The organism is Methylobacterium sp. Ger2507 (assembly GCF_055231875.1).
Window position 1 is genome coordinate 3,949,465 of record NZ_JBUYVC010000001.1, and the last position, 19,726, is coordinate 3,969,190.

Sequence of the window (19,726 nt, forward strand, 5' to 3'; positions counted from 1 at the left end):
ACCCCGGACCCGGCCCCGCAGGCTCTGGGTCCCACCCGTTCGGCCCGGCTCACGCCGGTCGAGACCCGGGACGACGCGCTCCGTGAGATCCACGCAACGGCCGACCAACCACGTCATCCAGTTCATTGCGAAGCTCCCGATTGTCCGTGATGAGATAGATCGGGTGCCGCCGCGCCAAAGCGAGGGCCGACCGCAGAAATATCCTGTGCGCCGCCCGACCGGGCGACCCTCAATCGAGATCCTGCAGGTGGCGTGCGGCGATGACTGACGCAGCCGTGCGATTCTCGACCCCGAGCTTCTCGTAGATGCCCTCGAGGTGCTTGGTCACCGTGCGGGGGCTCAAGCCCAGGATCTCGCCGATGTCGCGGCTGGATTTGCCCCGCGAGAGCCAGAGCAGCACCTCCGCCTCGCGCCCGGTGACGCGCAGGCGCAGGCGCAGGCGCTCCAGACCGGCCTGGGTGCCGTCCCGGGCCAGCCGCAGCAGGATCTCGTCGCCGGTGCCGCCGATGAAGCTTAAGGTGTAGGCGGTGCCTGCCCGGTCCACGAGGCTCAGAGGGGCGGTGGACGCGCCCCCCAGGCAGGCCTTCAGCCAGGCCCCGCCCTGTGGCGGCAGGCCCAGCGGCGCGCCGGGCTCGGTGACCCCGCCGAGCAGGCGCGCGGCCTGGGGCGTGCACCACCGGACCGCGCCGTCGCGGTCCACTGCGAACAGGGTGCGGCCGGTGGTGTCGAGGGCCGCCCGCGCGCTCTGGGCCGCACGGGCGCCGGCGAGATGGACCCGGATGCGGGCCAGGATCTCGTCGGGGGCGATCGGCTTCGTCACGTAGTCGACGCCGCCGGCCTCCAGGCCCTTCACGATGTGCTCGGTCTCCGACAGGCCGGTCATGAAGATCACCGGCACGTGGGCGAGATGGCCCTTCGCCTTGAGGCGACGGCAGGTCTCGAACCCGTCCATGCCGGGCATCATCGCGTCGAGCAGGATGACGTCGGGGGTGATCTCGTCGACCAGCGCCAGGGCGAGGTCGCCCGCCACCGCCACCAGGACAGTGGCGCCCGAGCGCTCGATCGCCTCGGTGAGGAAGCTCAGGGTTTCGGGGGAATCGTCCACCACGAGGACGATGTCGCGCTGGGCTTCAGACATCCGACACGCCTTCCGCCACGTCCTGCGGAGGGCTCAGGGCTTCCAGCACGGTGCGGGCCCGGCGCAGGTCGAAGGCGGCGGCGAGGCCCCGCATCTGCACGATGAAGGCCGTCGGGGCGTCCGCCTCGGCCTCCATCTCGGCTAGCTTGGCGTCGATCCCGCGCACGTGGCCGATCCGCACGAGGCGCAGGAGATCGGCCACCTGCCCGGGCCGTGGGGCCGGGGACGCCTCCGGCGTCGGTGCGGCGGCGTCGATTCCGGGAGGCTCCTGCGCGGTCCAGGCGAGGCCGAGCAGGCCGGTGACGCATTCAAGGAAGTCGCGCAGGTCGAAGGGTTTGGCGATGATCGCGTCGTGGGGCGCGTCGTCACCCCGCACCGGGCTGATCTCGTGGACGTTGGCCGACATCATGGCGATGCGGGCGGTGTGGCCGGCCTCCCGCAGCGCTTTGGCCAGCACCCAGCCGCTCATGCCCGGCATGGCGATGTCGAGGAGGAACAGGTCCGGCGGCCGGGTCTCCGCCAGGGCGAGGCAGGCCGGGCCGTCGCCGGCCTCCCACACCACCAGGCCGAGGGGTTCGAGGATGTCGCGCATCAGCCCGCGATGGGCCGCATCGTCGTCGGCCACCAGGATGGTGCGCCGGGCGCCCGCATAGGCCCGCACCGGCGCGCTCGCGGGTGCGGCCAGAACGGGCTTCGGCCGGGCCACCGAGGCCAGCATCAGGCGCACGCGAAAGCGGGTGCCGCGCCCGACCTCGCTCTCGACAGTGATCTCGCCGCCCATCACCTGGGCCAGCAGGTGCGCGATGGTCAGCCCCAGGCCGGTACCGGGCGTCGAGCGCGCAGCCGCCAGCGAGCCGCGCTCGAACGGCTCGAAGATGCGCTCCAGATCGTCCCGGCGGATGCCGAGGCCGGTGTCGCTGATCGTGAACACCGCGATCTGATTGCGGTAGGTCAGATCCAGGGTGACCGTGCCGGCGGGGGTGAACTTGATCGCGTTCGACAGGAGGTTGAGCAGGATCTGGCGCAGACGCTTCTCATCGGTGGCGACCACCGCCGGCAGGGCCTCGGGTCGGGTGAAGCGGAAATCGAGGGCAGCGCCCTGCGCCTGGAGCCGGATCATGTCGACGATCTGGTCGAGGAAGTCGGCGAGACGTACCTCGTTGCGGTGGATCTGGAGGCGACCCGCCTCCATCCGGGAAATATCGAGGAGGCCGTCGATCAGGCCCGACAGGTGCTGGGCCGAGCGCCGGATGACCCGGATGCCGTTCTGTCGCGGGGCCGGGATGCTGGGGTCGCCCTCCAGCAGCTGCGCGTAGCCCAGCACCGCGTTCAGGGGCGTGCGCAACTCGTGGCTGATGCCGACCACGTAGCGGCTTTTCGCGAGATTGGCGGCCTCCGCCGTCTCCTTGGCCTGCTGCAGCTTGGCATCGGTGATCTTATGGGCCTCGATCTCGGCCTGGTAGAGCCCGGTCTGGCGCGCAGTCTCCTCGAGGGCGACCCGCCGGCTCTCCTGCGCCAGAACGAACAGCCAGGCGACGATGCCCAGGATCACGATGAGGATCAGGAACACGCTGGTCAGCGCCGCGCCGAGCACCGCGCGGTGCTCGGGATGCTCGGCGCTGGCGCCCGCATGCACGATACCGAGGATCAGAGCGATCGCCGCCACCAGCGTCAGCATCAGCGCGAGGTAGCGCCCCAGGGGCGCGCCGATCCAGGCGGCGGTGCGGGCCGGGGCGACGCGCGCGAGCACCGCCTGGGCCTGGGCCTCCAGGCGCCCGTGCGGCTTGCAGAGATCGCCGCAGCGGGCGTCGAGCGAGCAGCACAGGGAGCAGATCGGAGCCGCATAGGCGGGGCACTGGGCCATGTCCTCCGGCTCGAACGGGTGCTCGCAGACGCGGCAGGTGATCTCGGACGCACCGTGCCAGTCGGTCCGCGGAGTTCGGGCGAGATAGTAGCGCCCGCCGGTGGCGAGCGCGATCGCGGGCGCCCCCGCGACGGCGACGGTCAGCGCCAGCAGCGGCGCGAACGGCACGGCCATCGCCCCGATCCAGCCCGCATGGGCCACGAACCCCGTGAGGATCGCCAGCGCCATGGCGCCGGTGCCGACGGGATTGATGGCGTAGAGATGGGCGCGCTTGAACTCGATGCCGGGCGGGGACAGGCCGAATGGCTTGTTGATGGCGAGGTCCGCCGCGAGCGCGCCGACCCAGGCCGACACCACCACGGCGTAGAGCGAGAGCGTGCTGGCGATGGTCTTGTCGATGCCGAGCTCCATCAGCAGGAGCGCGATGGCGACGTTGAACACCAGCCAGACGACCCGGCCCGGGTGGCTATGCGTCAGGCGCGAGAAGAAGTTCGACCAGGCGATGGAGCCCGCATAGGCGTTGGTGACGTTGATCTTGAGCTGCGACACCACCACGAACAGCGTCATCAGCGCCACGGCGCCGGCCCCGGGGGAGACCACGTAGCCGAAGGCCACCGCGTACATCCGCGTCGGCTCGGCGGCATGCTCGGCGGGCACCCCGTGCGCGAGGGCGAGCACGGCGAGGAACGAGCCGAGCAGGATCTTGAGCATCCCGGGCAGGATCCAGCCGCCGCCGGCACTCAGCACCGCCGCCCACCAGCGGGCCGAACGGCCGGGTTCGCGCTCCGGCACGAAGCGCAGGAAGTCGACCTGCTCGCCGACCTGGGCCAGCAGCGCCAGCAGGATGCCCGAGGCGAGGCCGAAGCGGGGCCAATCGAAGCCGCCGAGGCCGTCGCTGCCCGGATGGTCGAGCCAGGTCGCCACCGGCGCGTCCCCGGCGAAGGCGATGCAGGCGAGCGGCACGAGGTTGAGCACGATCCAGACCGGCTGCGTCCAGAGCTGGAAGCGACTGATCATCGCGATGCCGTAGATCACCAGCGGGATCACCACGAGGGCGCTGACGAGGTAGCCGAGGCTCGGCGGCAGCCCGAAGCACAGCTCCAGCGCCAGAGCCATGATGGCGGCCTCGATGGCGAAGAACAGGAAGGTGAAGCTCGCGTAGATCAGCGAGGTCACCGTCGAGCCGATATAGCCGAAGCCGGCGCCCCGGGTGAGGAGGTCGATGTCGACGCCGTAGCGCGCGGCGTAGAGGCTGATCGGCGTCGCGGTGGCGAAGATGATCGCGCTCACCAGCAGGAGTGCTGCCAGGGTGTTGGTGAACCCGACACTCAGCACCAGGGTGCCGCCGATCGCCTCCAGGGCCAGGAACGAGAGGGAGCCGAGCGCCGTCTGGGCGACCCGGAAGCCCGACCACCGCCGCGCCTTCTTGGCGGTGAAGCGGAGCGCATAATCCTCCAGCGTCTCGTCGGCGACGAGGCGATTGTAGTCGCGCCGGATCGGCAGGATACGCTGGTGCTCGGTCATCGTCTTCGGGGTGGACGGTATCATGCGGCACGGGGGATGGCGCGGCATCCCGGCCCGTCCGTGACGATGGCGGTCCGTCGTCCCCAGCTTAGCAAGGACCGTGCCCCGATGCCGGGCGCGACCCGGCGCTTCGGACGGCGCGGTCCGGGCCACGGACTCGCGCGAGCAAGTTCACCAGCATGGGCCTGTGCGCCGGGCTCCGACATACGCAATACAGCGTATAGGCCGCACGGCACCCTGCAGCCTAGCCTCCGCTCCGTCGATCCGCGGCCGTCCCGAGCGCCGCGCGACGACCGACAGGGGTTTGGGCACGATGGCAGAGGACAAGGGCAAGGGCCTGCAATCGGCGCTGCGGCGCAGGCTTCTGATGGGGCTCGCCGGCGCTCCGGCGATCGCCCTGATGCCGCGCATGAGCTTCGCGGCGGGACCGGCGACGTCGGCGGTGAACACCACCGGCCTCGCCGTGACCGACACCGAGGTGACGGTCGGCATCCTGCACTCGGCCACCGGCACCATGGCGATCTCCGAGACCGGCTCCATTCAGGCCGAAAAGCTCGCGATCTCGCAGATCAACGAGGCGGGCGGCGTGCTCGGCCGCAAGATCAAGATCATCCAGGAGGACGGCGCCTCCGATTGGCCGACCTTCGCCGAGAAGGCGAAGAAGCTCCTGGTCAACGACCATTGCGCCGCCGTGATGGGCTGCTGGACCTCGGCCTCGCGCAAGGCCGCGCTGCCGGTGTTCGAGCAGTATAACGGCCTCTTGTACTACCCGACCTTCTACGAGGGCCTGGAGCAGTCCAAGAACGTCTTCTACACCGGCCAGGAAGCCACGCAGCAGATCCTCGCCGGCCTCAACTGGGTCCACAAGGAGAAGGGCGGCGATTCGTTCTTCTTCATCGGGTCGGACTACATCTGGCCGCGCACCTCGAACAAGATCGCCCGAAAGCACGTCGAGAACGTGCTCAAGGGCAAGGTCGTCGGTGAGGAGTACTTCCCTCTCGGCCACACCCAGTTCAATTCGGTGATCAACAAGATCAAGCTCACCAAGCCGAAGGTGATCTTCGCCGACGTGGTCGGCGGCTCGAACGTGGCGTTCTATAAGCAACTCAAGGCCGCCGGCATCGACCTGTCGAAGCAGATCCTCCTGACGATCTCGGTGACGGAAGACGAGATCGACGGCATCGGCGGCGACAACATCGCCGGCGCCTATTCCTGCATGAAGTACTTCCAGTCGATCGAGAACGAGAACAACAAGGCCTTCGTCGCCGCCTTCAAGAAGATGTGGGGCGAGAAGACCGTCATCGGCGACGTCACCCAGGCCGCCTATCTCGGGCCCCACCTGTGGAAGATGGCCTGCGAGAAGGCCGGCTCGTTCGATGTCGACAAGGTCGTCGCCGCCTCGCCGGGGCTCGAATACAAGGACGCGCCGGAAGGCTACGTCCGGGTCGATCCGAACCACCACCTCTGGTCGAAGACCCGCGTCGGCAAGGCCCTGCCGGATGGCCAGTTCGAGATCGTCTACACCAGCCCCGAACTGATCAAGCCCGACCCGTTCCCCAAGGGCTACCAGTAGGGCTCAAACGTGCCCTCCTCCCCCTTGTGGGGAGGAGTTGGCGGTGGGGGTGGTTGGGTGACGCTCGACCGGCGGAGGCTGGCGGCGCCACCCCCACCCCTACGCCTCCACGAGGGGGAGGGAGCGCGTCTCATGAGAGGGCGCGTCTGTCCGCGACGGCCTGATGCTTGCACGACACGCGCGGCATCCTTCGGAGAACGGACCCATGTTCGGTGACTACTCGCTCGGTGATCTCGGCGCGATCTTCGCGATGCAGGGCTTTGCCGGACTGATCCTGTTTTCGGTCTACGTGCTGATGGCGCTCGGGCTGGCGATCATCTTCGGCCAGATGGGGGTGATCAACATGGCGCACGGGGAGTTCATGATCCTCGGCGCCTACATGACCTATCTCTGCTCGGGCTTCTTCCAAACCCAACTGCCGGCCCTGTTCCCGGCTTACTTCTTCATCGCGATGGCGCTCGCCTTCCTGGCCTCGGGGGCGCTCGGGATGCTGGTGGAATGGGCCCTGATCCGCCACCTCTACAAGCGCCCGCTCGATACGCTGCTGGCCACCTGGGGCCTGTCGCTGATCCTGCAGCAGGCCTACCGCTCGATCTTCGGTGCCCGCGAGGTCGGCGTCGAGCTGCCGTCCTGGCTGATCGGCTCGGTGCAGGTCACCGACACCATCGAGATCCCGATCAACGGCATGTTCGTCATGGCCATCACGACGCTGATCACCGTCGGCGTCGCCCTCCTGATGTACCGCTCGCGCTTCGGCGCCCAGGTTCGCGCCGTGGTGCAGAACCGCGCCATGGCGGGCGCCGTCGGCATCGACACCGAACGGGTCGACCGCCTCACCTTCGGCCTCGGCTGCGGCATCGCGGGCATCGCCGGTTCGGCCTTCACCATGGTGGGCTCGACCGGGCCGACCTCCGGCCAGCTCTACATCGTCGACACCTTCCTGATCGTGGTGTTCGGCGGCGCCGCCTCGCTGCTCGGCACCATCGCGTCCGCCTTCTCGATCTCGCAGACGCAATCGACCCTCGAATTCTTCCTCTCGGGTTCCACCGCGAAGGTGCTCACGCTGTTGGCGGTGGTCGGCATCCTGATGCTGCGGCCCCAGGGCCTCTTCACCCTCAAGGTCCGGCGCTGAGGAGCCTGAACGTCATGACCCGCTCCACACCCAAGACGATCGTCAACGACAACCCGTTCATGAAGCCGATGGAATGGGTGAGCCTGGCGCTCCTCGTCGGCGTCATCTTCATCCTGCTGCCGATGCTGCTCGACGCCTTCCGGCTCAACCTCGTCGGCAAGTACCTGACCTATTCGTTCGTGGCCCTCGGCCTGGTCATCTGCTGGGGATTCGGCGGCATCCTCTCGCTCGGCCAGGGCGTGTTCTTCGGCCTCGGCGGCTACCTGATGGCCATGTACCTGAAGCTCGAAGCGTCCAGCGTCGAGAATACCAAGATCCAGTCGACCCCGGGCATTCCCGACTTCATGGACTGGAACCAGATCACCGAACTGCCGTGGTTCTGGAAGCCCTTCACCAGCCTGCCCTTCACGCTGATCGCGGTGCTGGTGGTGCCGGCCTTCTTTGCCTTCGTCATCGGCACGGCGATGTTCCGCCGCCGCGTCGGCGGCACCTACTTCGCCATTATCACCCAGGCCATCGCCGCCATCCTGACGATCCTGATCGTCGGCCAGCAGGGCTACACCGGCGGCATCAACGGCATCACCGATCTGCGCACCCTGCACGGCTGGGACATCCGCACCGACAGCGCCCACAACATCCTCTACTTCGTCAACGCCGGCCTGCTCGTCGCCTGCATCCTGTTCGCGCAGGCCGTGAAGAAGTCGAAGCTCGGGCGCATCCTGCTCGCCATGCGCGACAAGGAGGACCGGGTCCGGTTCTCGGGCTACCAGGTGGCGAGCTTCAAGACCTTCGCGTTCTGCCTCGCGGCTGTGTTCGCCGCCATCGGGGGCGCGATGTTCACCCTCCAGGTCGGGTTCATGTCGCCCTCCTTCGTCGGCATCGTGCCGTCGATCGAGATGGTGATCTACGCCGCCGTCGGCGGGCGCCTGTCCCTGTTCGGCGCGGTCTGGGGCACGCTCCTGGTCAACTGGGCCAAGACCACCTTCTCGGAGAGCTTCCCGGAACTCTGGCTGTTCGGCCTCGGCGGCCTGTTCATCCTCGTGGTGCTGGCCTTCCCCAACGGTCTGGCGGGCATCTACCGCACCTATATCGAGCCCCGCCTGACCCGGCGCGTGAAGGCTCTCGAGCCCGCGCCCGCCGTCGCCCTGTCCCACGCGGCCGAGTAGGATCTCCGATGAACGCAGCCATCCTGCCCTCGCACCTCATCGGCGCCGATCCGGCCGAGAAGGACTTCCTGCTGGCGGTGGAATCCCTCACCGTCTCGTTCGACGGCTTCAAGGCGGTCAACGACGTCTCGTTCTACGTCGATCCCAACGAGATCCGGGTCATCATCGGCCCCAACGGCGCCGGCAAGACCACGGTGCTCGACCTCATCTGCGGCCGCACCAAGGCCAGCTCCGGCTCGATCAAGTACAAGGGCCAGGAGCTGACCAAGCTGTCCGAGAGCGCCATCGTGCTGGCCGGCGTCGGCCGCAAGTTCCAGACGCCGTCGATCTACGACGACCTCACCGTCTTCGAGAACCTGGAGATTTCCTATCCGCGCGGCCGCTCGGTGTTCGGGGCGCTGACCTTCAAGCGCGACGCCCAGGTCCGCGACCGCATCGAGGAGGTCGCCAGCATGATCTTCCTTAAGGACCAACTCCTGGAGCGGGCCGAGTTCCTCAGCCACGGCCAGAAGCAGTGGCTCGAGATCGGCATGCTGCTGATCCAGGACCCGGAATTGCTGATGCTCGACGAGCCAGTGGCCGGCATGAGCGTCGGGGAGCGCATCAAGACCGCCGAACTCCTCAACGAAATCATCAAAGGCCGCTCGGTCCTGGTGATCGAGCACGACATGAAGTTCGTCGAGGACATCGCCCACCGGGTCACCGTGCTGCACCAGGGCAAGGTCCTGTCGGAAGGGTCGATGGAGCGGGTCAAGAACGACCCCAAGGTCATCGAAGTCTATCTCGGCCATTGAGGGAAACAGGCTCATGCTCCAGACCGCGCCTGCCTCCTCCCCCGCGCCTCATCGTCAGGGTGGCGTCCAGCCGATGCTGGCGATCAGCGACCTGCATTCGGCCTATGGCCAGAGCGAGGTTCTGCACGGCCTCGACATCGCGGTGGCGCCCGGCGAGATCGTCGCCGTGATGGGCCGCAACGGCATGGGCAAGACCACGCTGATGAAGACCCTGATGGGGATCGTACCGGTGAAATCCGGCTCGATCCGGGTCGACGGTGCGGATGTCGGCGCCCTGAAGAGCCACCAGCGCGTGGCACGCGGTCTCGCCTACGTGCCGCAGGGCCGCATGATCTTCTCGGCCATGACCGTGCAGGAGAACATCGAGACGGGGCTCACCGTCACCCACGAGCGCCGGGTGCCGCAGGATCTCTACACCATGTTCCCGGTGCTGCTGGAGATGAAGGGCCGGCGCGGCGGCAATCTCTCGGGCGGCCAGCAGCAGCAGCTCGCCATCGCCCGCGCGCTGGCGAGCCGGCCCAAGGTCCTCCTCCTCGACGAGCCGACCGAGGGCATCCAGCCCTCGATCATCCGCGAGATGGGCCGCACCCTCAAGAAGATCCGAGACGAACGAGGCCTCTCCATCGTGGTCTCCGAGCAGGTGCTGAGCTTCGCCCTCGACGTCGCCGACCGGGTTCTGGTCATCGAGAACGGCGTGATCGTGCACGAGTCCCTGCGCGCCGACATCGACGAGGCCCAGGTCGCGCGCTTCCTCTCGGTCTGACGGAGGTCGGAATGGTCGATTACGAGATCTTCGAGCTCGGTGACTTCGTCCTCCAGTGCGGCAAGACGCTGCGCGATGCCCGGCTCGCCTACAAGACCTTCGGCACCCTCAATGCCGCCAAGGACAACGCCATCGTCTACCCGACCTGGTATTCGGGCCAGCACACCGAGAACGAATGGCTGATCGGTCCCGGCAAGGCCCTCGACCCGGACAGGTACTTCATCATCATCCCGAACATGTTCGGCAACGGGCTGTCGTCCTCGCCGAGCAATACGCCGGCGCCCTGGAACGGGCCAAGATTCCCCAACGTCACGGCCTACGACAACGTCACGGCCCAGCACCGCCTCGTCACCGAGCATTTCGGCATCGAAACGCTGGTGCTGGTGACCGGCTGGTCGATGGGCGCCCTGCAGACCTACCATTGGGGCGCCCTCTACCCCGACATGGTGCCCCGCATCCTGCCGTTTCAGGGTTCGGCCAAGTGTTCCCGGCACAACTCCGTCTTCCTCGAAGGCGCCAAGGCCGCGCTCCAGGCCGACGCCGCCTATGCGGAGGGCTGGTACACAAGCCCGCCGAACCGGGGCCTGCGCGCCTTCGGCCGGGTCTATGCCGGCTGGGGCCTGTCGCAGACGTTCTACCGGATCGAGGCCGACAAGACGCATATGGGCTACGCCTCGCTCGAGGATTTTCTGGTCGGGTTCTGGGAAGGTCTGTTCTACACCCGGGACGCCAACGACCTGCTGGCGATGCTGTGGACCTGGCAGAACGGCGACATCAGCGCCAACGACCGCTTCAACGGCGATCTCAAGGCCGCCCTCGGTGCCATCCGCGCCAGGGCGATCCTGATGCCGGCCTCAACCGACTTGTACTTTCCCCCCGAGGACAACGCCATCGAGGCGGCGGCCATGCCGAACGCGGAGCTGCGCGTCATCGAGACCTGGTGGGGCCACTTCGCCGGCGGGCCGGGCACCAGCCCCGACGACATCGCCACACTCGATGCGGCCCTCAAGGAGCTGCTCGCACGCTGACGGAGACCGGGGCCGGACCGGCCCGACGATCACCGCCACATCGCACGCCGGAGGATCGGACCGCCGGCGCGAACGGGGACGCATGTCCTCACCCAGGGAAGGGAGCACGTGACGATGGCAGAGACCCTGATCAAGGTCGATCTGACCCAATCGGCCTACGACAACGACATGGTGCACAATCGCTGGCACCCCGACATCCCCATGGTGGCGGAGGTGAAGCCCGGCGACGACTTCATCGTCGAGACCTATGACTGGACCGGCGGGTTCATCAAGAACAACGATTCGGCAGACGACGTGCGCGACATCGACCTGTCGATCGTGCACTTCCTGTCCGGCCCGATCGGCGTCGAGGGCGCCGAGCCGGGCGACCTCCTGGTGGTCGACCTCCTCGACATCGGCGCCAAGCCCGAGAGCCAGTGGGGCTTCAACGGCTTCTTCTCCAAGAAGAACGGCGGCGGCTTCCTCGACGAACACTTCCCCCAGGCCCAGAAATCGATCTGGGATTTCGAGGGCATGTTCACCCAGTCGCGCCACATCCCCGGCGTGCGCTTCCCCGGCCTGATCCATCCGGGGCTGATCGGCTGCCTGCCCGATCCCAAGATGCTGGGGACCTGGAACACCCGCGAGAAGGCCCTGTTCGACACCGACCCCAACCGGGTGCCGGCTCTGGCCACCCTCCCCTTCGCGCCCACCGCCCATATGGGTCGACTCAAGGGCGAGGGCCGTGACAAGGCGGCCGCCGAGGGCGCCCGCACGGTGCCGGGCCGCGAGCATGGCGGCAATTGCGACATCAAGGATCTGTCGCGCGGCTCGAAGATCTACTTCCCCGTCTACGTGCCGGGGGCCGGGCTCTCCATGGGCGACCTGCATTTCAGCCAGGGCGACGGCGAGATCACCTTCTGCGGCGCGATCGAGATGGCGGGCTGGGTCCACCTCAAGGTCAGCCTGATCAAGGACGGCATGTCGAAGTACGGGATCAAGAACCCGATCTTCAAGCCGTCGCCGATCACACCGAAGTTCGACGACCACCTGATCTTCGAGGGGGTCTCCGTCGACGAGTACGGCAAGCAGCATTACCTCGACGTGACGGTGGCCTATCGCCAGGCCTGCCTCAACGCCATCGAGTACCTGAAGAAGTTCGGCTACTCGGGCGCCCAGGCCTACTCGATCCTCGGCACCGCGCCGGTGCAGGGCCACATCTCGGGCGTCGTCGACATCCCGAACGCCTGCGCCACCCTGTGGATTCCGACCAAGATCTTCGACTTCGACATCAATCCGGGTGCGGACGGTCCGACGAAGTTCCTCGACGGCTCGATCCAGATGCCGCTCTCGCCCGATCTTTGAGGGCCTGGTCGCGCCCGAATCAGCGCGAAGCCCCCTCCCCCTTGTGGGGAGGGAGCAGGAGTTGGGGGTAATGGGGTGATCCTCAGGATGCGGAGGCTGGCGGACCTGCCCGACCTCCCACTCCTCTCCACCAGTTCGACGGATCTCGGGCAGGCCCGGGATCCGCTGGGGAGGAGGGCCGTGCCGCCCCACCCTCTCATCACGCAGAAATCACGGAGAGGCCCCGATGCCCGTCTACGATTACGCCTGCGACGCCTGCGGCCCGTTCACGGTGCTGCGCCCGATGGCCGAGTTCCGCGACCCCCACGACTGCCCGGATTGCGGATCGTCCTGTGGCCGCGCCTTCCTCACCGCGCCGAACCTCGCTTCCATGGATGCCGGATTGCGCAAGGCGCACGCCACCAACGAGCGTAGCCGCCACGCCCCCCGCAAGGTCTCGGGTCACGGTGCCGGATGCGGATGCTGCAGCGGATCGGCAAAGACCAAATCGCAAGCAAGTCCGGCCGTGAAAAGCTTTCCTTCCGCGCGTCCCTGGATGATCAGTCACTGATTTCAGCACTGGCATCCTAATTGCAAAGTATTGGTTGGCGGGTGATCTGCCTATTGTCTGTGCCTAACGAGATATAATTCCACAGGAAAAGTGGATGGGGCGGGCTCAGGCAGGATCAATGCTAGGATGCGGGGGTGCATGATGAGACCGACAAGCACGATCAGGCCGGTGCCGGGGCGCCGGAGAACCGCCCTTCGGGGCCTCGCCGCTTCGCCAGCCCTTCGGGGCATCGCCGCTTCGGCGGCGTTCCTGCTGGCCGCCGCCTCGGCCGAGGCGCAGACGGCCTCTCCGGTGGGCCAGCTCAACGACCAGACGCAGCCGCGCACCGATCCGGCCGTCGCCGCCAAGCCGGCGGACCCGGTCCGCGTCGGACCGCTGGCCCTCTGGGCTACCGAGATGGCGGCCCGCGGCATCACCTTCGACGTCAACATCTACGATTTCTACCAGGCCAACCCGACCATGGGCCTACGACCCGGCGAGCAGTCGAATTCGGCCTATTTCGTGCTGTCGATGACGGCCGACATGCAGAAGATCGCCGGCATCTCGGGCGGGACGATCAACTTCACCCAGACCTTCTTCGGCCTGGTGCGCAACCTGAACATGGCCGCCGACATCGGCGACACCACGGTCGGGTACCAGCCGCCCTACAACCCCGATTTCGCCCGGCTCTCGCTGTTCACCTACCAGCAGAAGCTGCTCGACGACCGCCTCGTGGTCGAGGTCGGCCGCACCCATCCGGACCGGTACTACGGCCTGCCGCCGTGCAACTCGATCAATTCCTGCTTCCAGGACATGTTCTACTTCAACGCCGGCTTCACCTCGCCGCTCTACGGTGTCTGGGGCGCCAACGTGGCCTACAAGCTCTCGCCGACAACCTACATCCAGGCGGGCGCCTTCAGCGTGAACCCCAACACCAACGGGCTGTCGGGCTACGACTTCGGATACGAGCGCCTCGCCGGCGCGGTGGTGATGACCGAGATCGGCCGCAAGACCGATTTCACGCAGGAGGCCTATCCGGGCCGCGTCTCCCTGACCGGCTTCTACAACACCGCCGACCACGAGGATAACTTCAAGACGGCGCTCGGGCGCTCCAAGGGGCTGTTCCCCGGCGATCCGGTCCTGCAGAAATCCGGCACCTCGGGCGTGGTGCTGACCGCCTCGCAGACGGTGTGGCGTGCCGATGGCGGGCGCGAAGCCGACAACCCGCACCCGGCCTCGGTCTCGGTCTATACCGGCACCGGCTACGCCTTCGATCCCACCATCCCGATCCGGTTCAACTCCTTCGCCGGCATCCTGCTGCAATCGCCCGACCAGTCCCGGCCCAACGACACCTACGGGCTGAAGGCGAACTGGCAGCGGATCAACGCCAACTACGCCGACTTCCTGGCGGACGCGAACTTCATCTCGGGCGGTTCGGGCGCACCGTTCTCGCGCGACAAGTTCATCTTCGAGGCCAACGCCCACATCGACATCGGCGCCGGCGTGATTCTCGAGCCCGTGGTCCAGTACGTCGTCAATCCGAACTCGTTCTGGAATCCCTACACCGCCCGGCGCCCGAAGGACGGCGTCTACGGCGGCTTCACCCTCGTGGTTCCCCTCGGAACCCTCCTGGGTCTCGCGCCGGGCTGACGCCCGGGTGGGCTGACGCCCGGGCGGGCTGAGGCCCGGACAGGCTTGGCCCGGACAGGCTTGGCCCGGACAGGCTTGGCTGAAGGGACCACGTCCCCCCGCGCGTGCCGCCCAACGCGGCGGCACGCGCCCCATCTCAAGAAACCGGAGGATCGCGCCATGATGCACGGAGACATCTCGTCCAGCGCCGACAGCGTCGGCGTCGCCGTCGTGAACTACAAGATGCCCCGTCTGCACACGCGGGACGAGGTTCTGGCGAACGCCGCCAAGATCGGCGACATGGTCGTGGGCATGAAGTCCGGCCTGCCCGGCATGGACCTGGTGATCTTCCCCGAATACTCGACCCACGGGATCATGTACGACGCGGCCGAGATGTACGAAACCGCCACCTCGATCCCGGGGCCGGAGACCGACATCTTCGCCGCCGCCTGCCGCAAGGCGAAGGTCTGGGGCGTGTTCTCGCTCACCGGCGAGCGCCACGAGGAGCACCCGAAGAAGGCGCCCTACAACACCCTGATCCTGATGAACGACCAGGGCGAGATCGTGCAGAAGTACCGCAAGATCATGCCCTGGACTCCGATCGAGGGCTGGTATCCGGGCGACCGGACCTACGTCTCCGACGGCCCCAAGGGCCTGAAGATCAGCCTCATCATCTGCGACGACGGCAATTACCCGGAGATCTGGCGCGACTGCGCCATGCGGGGCGCCGAACTCATCATCCGCTGCCAGGGCTACATGTATCCGGCCAAGGAGCAGCAGGTCCTGATGTCGAAGGCGATGGCGTTCGCCAACAACACCTACGTGGCGGTGGCCAACGCCGCCGGGTTCGACGGCGTCTACAGCTATTTCGGCCACTCGGCGATCATCGGCTTCGACGGGCGGACGCTGGGCGAGTGCGGCGAGGAGGAGATGGGCATCCAGTACGCGGCCCTGTCGAAGTTCCTGATCCGCGATGCCCGCGCCCACGGGCAATCCGAGAACCACCTCTTCAAGCTGCTCCACCGTGGCTACACCGGCATGATCGCCTCGAAGGAGAACCGGCACGGCCTGTCGGAATGCCCCTACGACTTCTACCGCCGCTGGATCGAGGACCCCGACGGCACCCGCGACGCCGTGCGGGCCATCACCCGCCCGAGCGTCGGCACCGAGGAATGTCCGATCGAGGGCATCCCCTTCGTCGGCAAGGGCGAGGGTCCGCCCGATCCGGCCTGATCCGGCACAAGCGCCCGCGTGATACCCTCAAGGGGGCCGGCTCCGCTTCGCGCGGAGCCGGCCTTTTTGCTGGGGGCCTCGACAGTGAAGGCATGAAAGCGCGCACAACCCCGTTGACACACGGAAAATATGTCGTAGTGTCATCAACACACAAGCGGAACTGGACATGCCTACCACCACCCGATTCGCCGTCGCCGTCCATATCCTCGCCGCCCTGGCGGTGAGCGGCGGCAAGCCGCTCCGGTCCGAGGATCTCGCCTATTCCGTCAACACGGGCGCGGTGGTGATCCGGGGACTCCTGTCCCGTCTCGGAGAGGCGGGGCTGACCCGTTCGCAAATGGGGGCGGGCGGTGGAGCGCTGCTGGCCAGACCGGCCGAACGCATCCGTCTCCTCGACGTCTATGAGGCGGTGGAGGATACGGCGCTGTTCACCCTGCATCGAACGCCGCCCTGCGAGACCTGCGCGGTCGGTGGGCAGATTCAGGCCGCCTTGAGCCCGATCCTCGGGCGGGCTCGAGAGGCCCTGGAGGCTGAGTTGGCAAAGGTCACCGTCGCAGACGTCGCCGCCGAGGTGGCGCGACTCGGCAAGTTCACGATCCCCCTCACCTGGTAATCCTTCTTCGCCCTAAAGTGTCATCGCGTCGTCGACATAGTAACAGTCGAGATGGATGCGGTCGGCACCGAATGCGAACCGTTCACCGCGGGGGCGCGGACGGCTCGAAGACGCAAGCCCCCGGAATCAGGCTCCGGGCATCAAGCCCCAGCATCAACCTTTAGCAACAGGAGTGACACCATGAGCATCGGCATTCTCGGTTCCGGCGGCCTCGGCTCCAACCTCGCGCGGGCCCTAGCCCGCAACGGCATCGCCGCCACCGTGGCGAACAGCCGGGGTCCGGCCTCGCTGGCGGACCTCGTCGCGGAACTCGGCCCCTGCATCAAGGCGGGCACCGTCGCCGAGGCGGCCAGCGCCGACATCGTCTTCGTCGCCGTGCGCTGGACCGACACCGAGGCCGTGCTGAGCCGCCTACCGGCCTGGAACAACCGCATCGTGGTCGACGGCACCAATCCGGTCGAGTTCCTCGACCCCAATTCGCCCGACGCCAACGATCCGGCCAACCCGCTGGCGGCCTACGGCATCAAGGCGGTCGATCTCGGCGGCCGCGCGTCGAGCAGCCTGATCCGCGCCCTCGTCCCCGGGGCGCGCGTGGTCAAGGCCTTCAACCACCTCGACGTCAACGCCCTGCCCCAGCCCCAACTCTCCGGCGGGCAGCGGGTGCTGTTCTATTCTGGCGACGACGCGGCCGCGAAGGCCGAGATCCGCGCGCTGATCGAGGCCATGCAGTTCTTCCCCGTCGATCTCGGCGCCCTCGACACCGGCGGCCCGCTGGCGGAACTGCCTTTCGGCCCCCTGGCGGCCATCAACTTCGTCAAGGTGTGAAGGCCACCGTCCCCTCGGGGATCGCCTGTCGGCCGCCGCCCTTCGGGGCGACGGTGTCGCCGGGGCGCGACCCACACGCCGTCCTCCGGCCCGTCCTCCACGTGATCCGGCCTCGCGGCGACACCGGCCTTGCGAAGTCACCGGCCTTGCGAAGTCACCGGCCTTGCGAAGTCACCGGCCTTGCGAAGTCACCGGCCTTGCGAAGTCACCGGCCTTGCGAAGTCACCGGCCTTGCGAAGTCACCGGCCTTGCGAAGTCACCGGCCTTGCGAAGTCACCGGCCTCGCGGCGACACCGGCCTCGCGGCGACACCGGCCTCGCGGCGACACCGGCCTCGCGGCGACACCGGCCTCGCGGCGACACCGGCCTCGCGAAGACACCGGCCTCGCGAAGACACCGGCCTCGCGAAGATACCGGCCTCGCGGAGACGTCGGGTCGGTCGCGGGTCGTCCTGTGGGCGTGCCGGGGATCGGTGCGGACGTCGACCGGGATCGTCCGTCCGGTGTCGCGCCTGGATCGGCCGGGCACCAAGCCTTAACGCGGTCCCGCCTATGGTTCGGTCTGGACCGCGAGACCTGATGCAGCGATGCCGTCACAGCAGGAGATCCGAGCTCTGACCGGGATTCGGGGCGCGGCCGCCATCCTGGTGGTCGTGTATCATTACCTGGCCCTGGGGGCGGGATCGGGCCTCGGCGGAGCCTTCATCAAGCACGGATACCTCGCCGTCGACCTGTTCTTCGTGCTCAGCGGTTTCGTGATGGCCCTGAGCCACGGCCGGGACTTTCCATCGGGATACGCGCTCGCGCCGTTCCGCCGCTTTCTGACGAAGCGCTTCGCCCGCATCTATCCGCTCTACATCGTCACCAGCTTCGCCTGCCTGGCGCTCTGGCTCGTCGATGGCTCCGTGCACGACCGGATCCCGGCGCCGTCCCTGTTGACGATCGTGTCGAATGTCGTGCTGGTCCAGTCCTGGGCCATCGGCGCGAGTCTCAACGGGCCGGGCTGGTCGATCAGCACCGAGTTCTTCGCCTACCTGATGTTTCCCGCCCTGGCCTTCGGCCTGCTGCACGGCCCCCGGCGCGCGATCCCGCCCTTCCTGGCGCTGGCGGCCGCCCTGCTGTGGATCCTCGGCCGGCTGCCGAATCAGGCCGTCCACCAGGATTTCCGCTTCGGCCTGCTGGATCTGTATATCGGCGAGACCGCCTATCCCCTGCTGCGCTGCCTGGTCGGTTTCAGCCTCGGGCTCGTCGCCTGGCGGCTGACGAGCCTCCCGGTGTGCCGGCGCGTCATGGCGTGGCGGGGCACCGGCGACACCCTGGTGCTGTGCGTGCTGCTGCTGATGGCGGTTCCGAGCAGCGACCTGATCCTGATCCTGCTGTTCCCGGCCCTGATCATGGCGTTGGCGACGGGGACGAGCCTGTCCGCCCACATCCTGGCGCTGGCGCCGATCCACCGGCTCGGGGTTCTATCCTACTCAATCTACCTGGTGCATTTCCCGATCCTCACCCACCTGGAGCCCCGGCTCGCGGCGCTGTTCGAGGGCGCGCAGGTGGCGCATCCGCACCTGATGTCGGCCGCGATCCTGATCCCCGTGACCGTGCTCCTGTCGCTGGCCACCTTTCGCCTCGTGGAGAAGCCCGGCCGACGTCTGTTCCGCGCGGCTCCGGCCGATGGCTCGGACGCGGCGCCGGTGGTGGCCTCCGGCGCACGGCCTTAGGGCTCCGGCCGCCCGGCGGGGTCAGGCGAAGCCCGCGAGGTGGCGCAGGGCTGCCGCATGCAGCTCCCCATTGGCCGCGGCGACCACGCGGCCATCGAAATCCGGGGTGAGCGGACGCCCGGCCCAATCGGTCATCACGCCGCCGGCGCCCTCCACGACGGGGGCGAGCGCCATCACATCGTAGACCTTCAGGCCGGCTTCCACCACGAGGTCGCAATGGCCGGAGGCGAGAAGCCCGTAGGCGTAGCAGTCGCCGCCGAAGCGTCGCATCCCCACGGCGGCGCTCAAGGATGCGAAAGCGTCCGCATCGGTGCCCTGGAACAGGTCCGGCGAGGTGGCGAACAGACGGGCCTCCCGCAGTGACCGCCGGCTGGTGCGGATCGGCTTGCCGCCGAACCAAGCGCCTGTGCCGTTGCCGTGCCAGCGCTCGGCCAGCGCCGGCATGTCGATCAGGCCCAGGAGCGGCCGCCCGTCCCGCACCAAGGCGATCAGAGTGCCGAACAGCGGCATCCCGGTGATGAAGCTCTGGGTTCCGTCGATCGGATCGACCACCCAGGTCAGGTCGCGCGAGAAGTCGCCGCCCTCCTCCTCGCCCAGGATGCCGTGATCCGGATAAGCCAGCCGGATCTCGGCGCGCAGGCGGGCCTCGATGCCCCGATCCGCCTCGGTAACCGGGCTGGTGTCGGCCTTGGTCGAGACCGCGAGCGGCGTGCGGAAATGCCGGCGCGCCAGGGGCCGCACGGTGTTGGCGAGGTGATGGGCGAAGGCCATCAACCCGTCGGCGCTGGCGTCGAAGGTCACCGGCGCGGTGGAGGTCGGAATCATGGCGGGGGCCTTGCTGGAAGGGGGCCTTGC

Annotated in this window: 16 protein-coding genes; 13 read left to right on the plus strand and 3 right to left on the minus strand. The window is 67.8% G+C overall.

What is annotated here, in order from left to right; genetic code table 11:
• Window positions 1-229: 229 nt before the first annotated feature.
• The gene (locus ACV7NL_RS18255; RefSeq protein ID WP_056183896.1) at window positions 230-1,138 is read right to left on the minus strand and encodes a response regulator transcription factor; all 909 of its coding nucleotides are present in this window, start codon (window positions 1,136-1,138) and stop codon (window positions 230-232) included.
• Complete coding sequence (locus tag ACV7NL_RS18260) at window positions 1,131-4,526, minus strand: ATP-binding protein (protein WP_463356416.1); 3,396 nt, start codon at window positions 4,524-4,526, stop codon at window positions 1,131-1,133. The genes ACV7NL_RS18255 and ACV7NL_RS18260 overlap by 8 nt, the downstream gene beginning before the upstream one ends.
• A 313-nt stretch (window positions 4,527-4,839) precedes the next feature.
• On the opposite strand from ACV7NL_RS18260, the gene urtA reads away from it, so the two are divergent.
• From urtA to ACV7NL_RS18325, 13 genes are all read left to right on the plus strand, one after another.
• Window positions 4,840-6,099 carry an urea ABC transporter substrate-binding protein gene (urtA, locus tag ACV7NL_RS18265; protein WP_056184327.1) on the plus strand — a complete coding sequence of 420 codons (1,260 nt, stop codon included), beginning with the start codon at window positions 4,840-4,842 and terminating at the stop codon, window positions 6,097-6,099.
• A gap of 205 nt (window positions 6,100-6,304) precedes the next feature.
• Window positions 6,305-7,231: an urea ABC transporter permease subunit UrtB gene (urtB, locus tag ACV7NL_RS18270; protein WP_056183900.1), complete on the plus strand. Its 927-nt coding sequence runs from the start codon at window positions 6,305-6,307 to the stop codon at window positions 7,229-7,231.
• Window positions 7,232-7,245: 14 nt separating this feature from the next.
• Window positions 7,246-8,397 (plus strand): urea ABC transporter permease subunit UrtC, encoded by a 1,152-nt coding sequence (urtC, locus tag ACV7NL_RS18275; protein WP_463356417.1) that lies wholly within the window; start codon window positions 7,246-7,248, stop codon window positions 8,395-8,397.
• Window positions 8,398-8,405: 8 nt separating this feature from the next.
• A complete protein-coding gene (gene urtD / locus ACV7NL_RS18280; protein WP_056183903.1) occupies window positions 8,406-9,191 on the plus strand; it encodes an urea ABC transporter ATP-binding protein UrtD in 786 nt (261 codons plus the stop codon).
• 73 nt (window positions 9,192-9,264) lie between these two features.
• A complete protein-coding gene (urtE, locus tag ACV7NL_RS18285) occupies window positions 9,265-9,954 on the plus strand; it encodes an urea ABC transporter ATP-binding subunit UrtE (RefSeq protein ID WP_463357165.1) in 690 nt (229 codons plus the stop codon).
• A gap of 11 nt (window positions 9,955-9,965) precedes the next feature.
• Window positions 9,966-10,982, plus strand: coding sequence for an alpha/beta fold hydrolase (locus ACV7NL_RS18290; protein WP_463356418.1), 1,017 nt, complete (start codon window positions 9,966-9,968; stop codon window positions 10,980-10,982).
• A 114-nt stretch (window positions 10,983-11,096) separates the two neighbouring features.
• Complete coding sequence (gene fmdA, locus ACV7NL_RS18295; protein WP_463356419.1) at window positions 11,097-12,326, plus strand: formamidase; 1,230 nt, start codon at window positions 11,097-11,099, stop codon at window positions 12,324-12,326.
• Window positions 12,327-12,552: 226 nt separating this feature from the next.
• The gene (locus tag ACV7NL_RS18300) at window positions 12,553-12,876 is read left to right on the plus strand and encodes an FmdB family zinc ribbon protein (protein WP_056183909.1); all 324 of its coding nucleotides are present in this window, start codon (window positions 12,553-12,555) and stop codon (window positions 12,874-12,876) included.
• A gap of 138 nt (window positions 12,877-13,014) precedes the next feature.
• Complete coding sequence (locus tag ACV7NL_RS18305) at window positions 13,015-14,505, plus strand: carbohydrate porin (protein WP_463356420.1); 1,491 nt, start codon at window positions 13,015-13,017, stop codon at window positions 14,503-14,505.
• A 159-nt stretch (window positions 14,506-14,664) separates the two neighbouring features.
• Window positions 14,665-15,717 (plus strand): aliphatic amidase, encoded by a 1,053-nt coding sequence (locus tag ACV7NL_RS18310; RefSeq protein WP_056183914.1) that lies wholly within the window; start codon window positions 14,665-14,667, stop codon window positions 15,715-15,717.
• A gap of 166 nt (window positions 15,718-15,883) precedes the next feature.
• Window positions 15,884-16,330 (plus strand): Rrf2 family transcriptional regulator, encoded by a 447-nt coding sequence (locus tag ACV7NL_RS18315; protein ID WP_056184331.1) that lies wholly within the window; start codon window positions 15,884-15,886, stop codon window positions 16,328-16,330.
• A 180-nt stretch (window positions 16,331-16,510) separates the two neighbouring features.
• Window positions 16,511-17,155 (plus strand): NADPH-dependent F420 reductase, encoded by a 645-nt coding sequence (locus ACV7NL_RS18320; RefSeq protein ID WP_056183917.1) that lies wholly within the window; start codon window positions 16,511-16,513, stop codon window positions 17,153-17,155.
• A gap of 585 nt (window positions 17,156-17,740) precedes the next feature.
• Entirely contained in the window at window positions 17,741-18,871 is a 1,131-nt protein-coding gene (locus ACV7NL_RS18325) for an acyltransferase family protein (protein ID WP_463356421.1), read from the plus strand.
• A gap of 21 nt (window positions 18,872-18,892) precedes the next feature.
• Here the strand turns inward: ACV7NL_RS18325 and ACV7NL_RS18330 are convergent, their stop codons facing one another.
• Window positions 18,893-19,696 (minus strand): inositol monophosphatase family protein, encoded by an 804-nt coding sequence (locus ACV7NL_RS18330; RefSeq protein WP_056183921.1) that lies wholly within the window; start codon window positions 19,694-19,696, stop codon window positions 18,893-18,895.
• Between the last annotated feature and the right edge of the window lie 30 nt (window positions 19,697-19,726).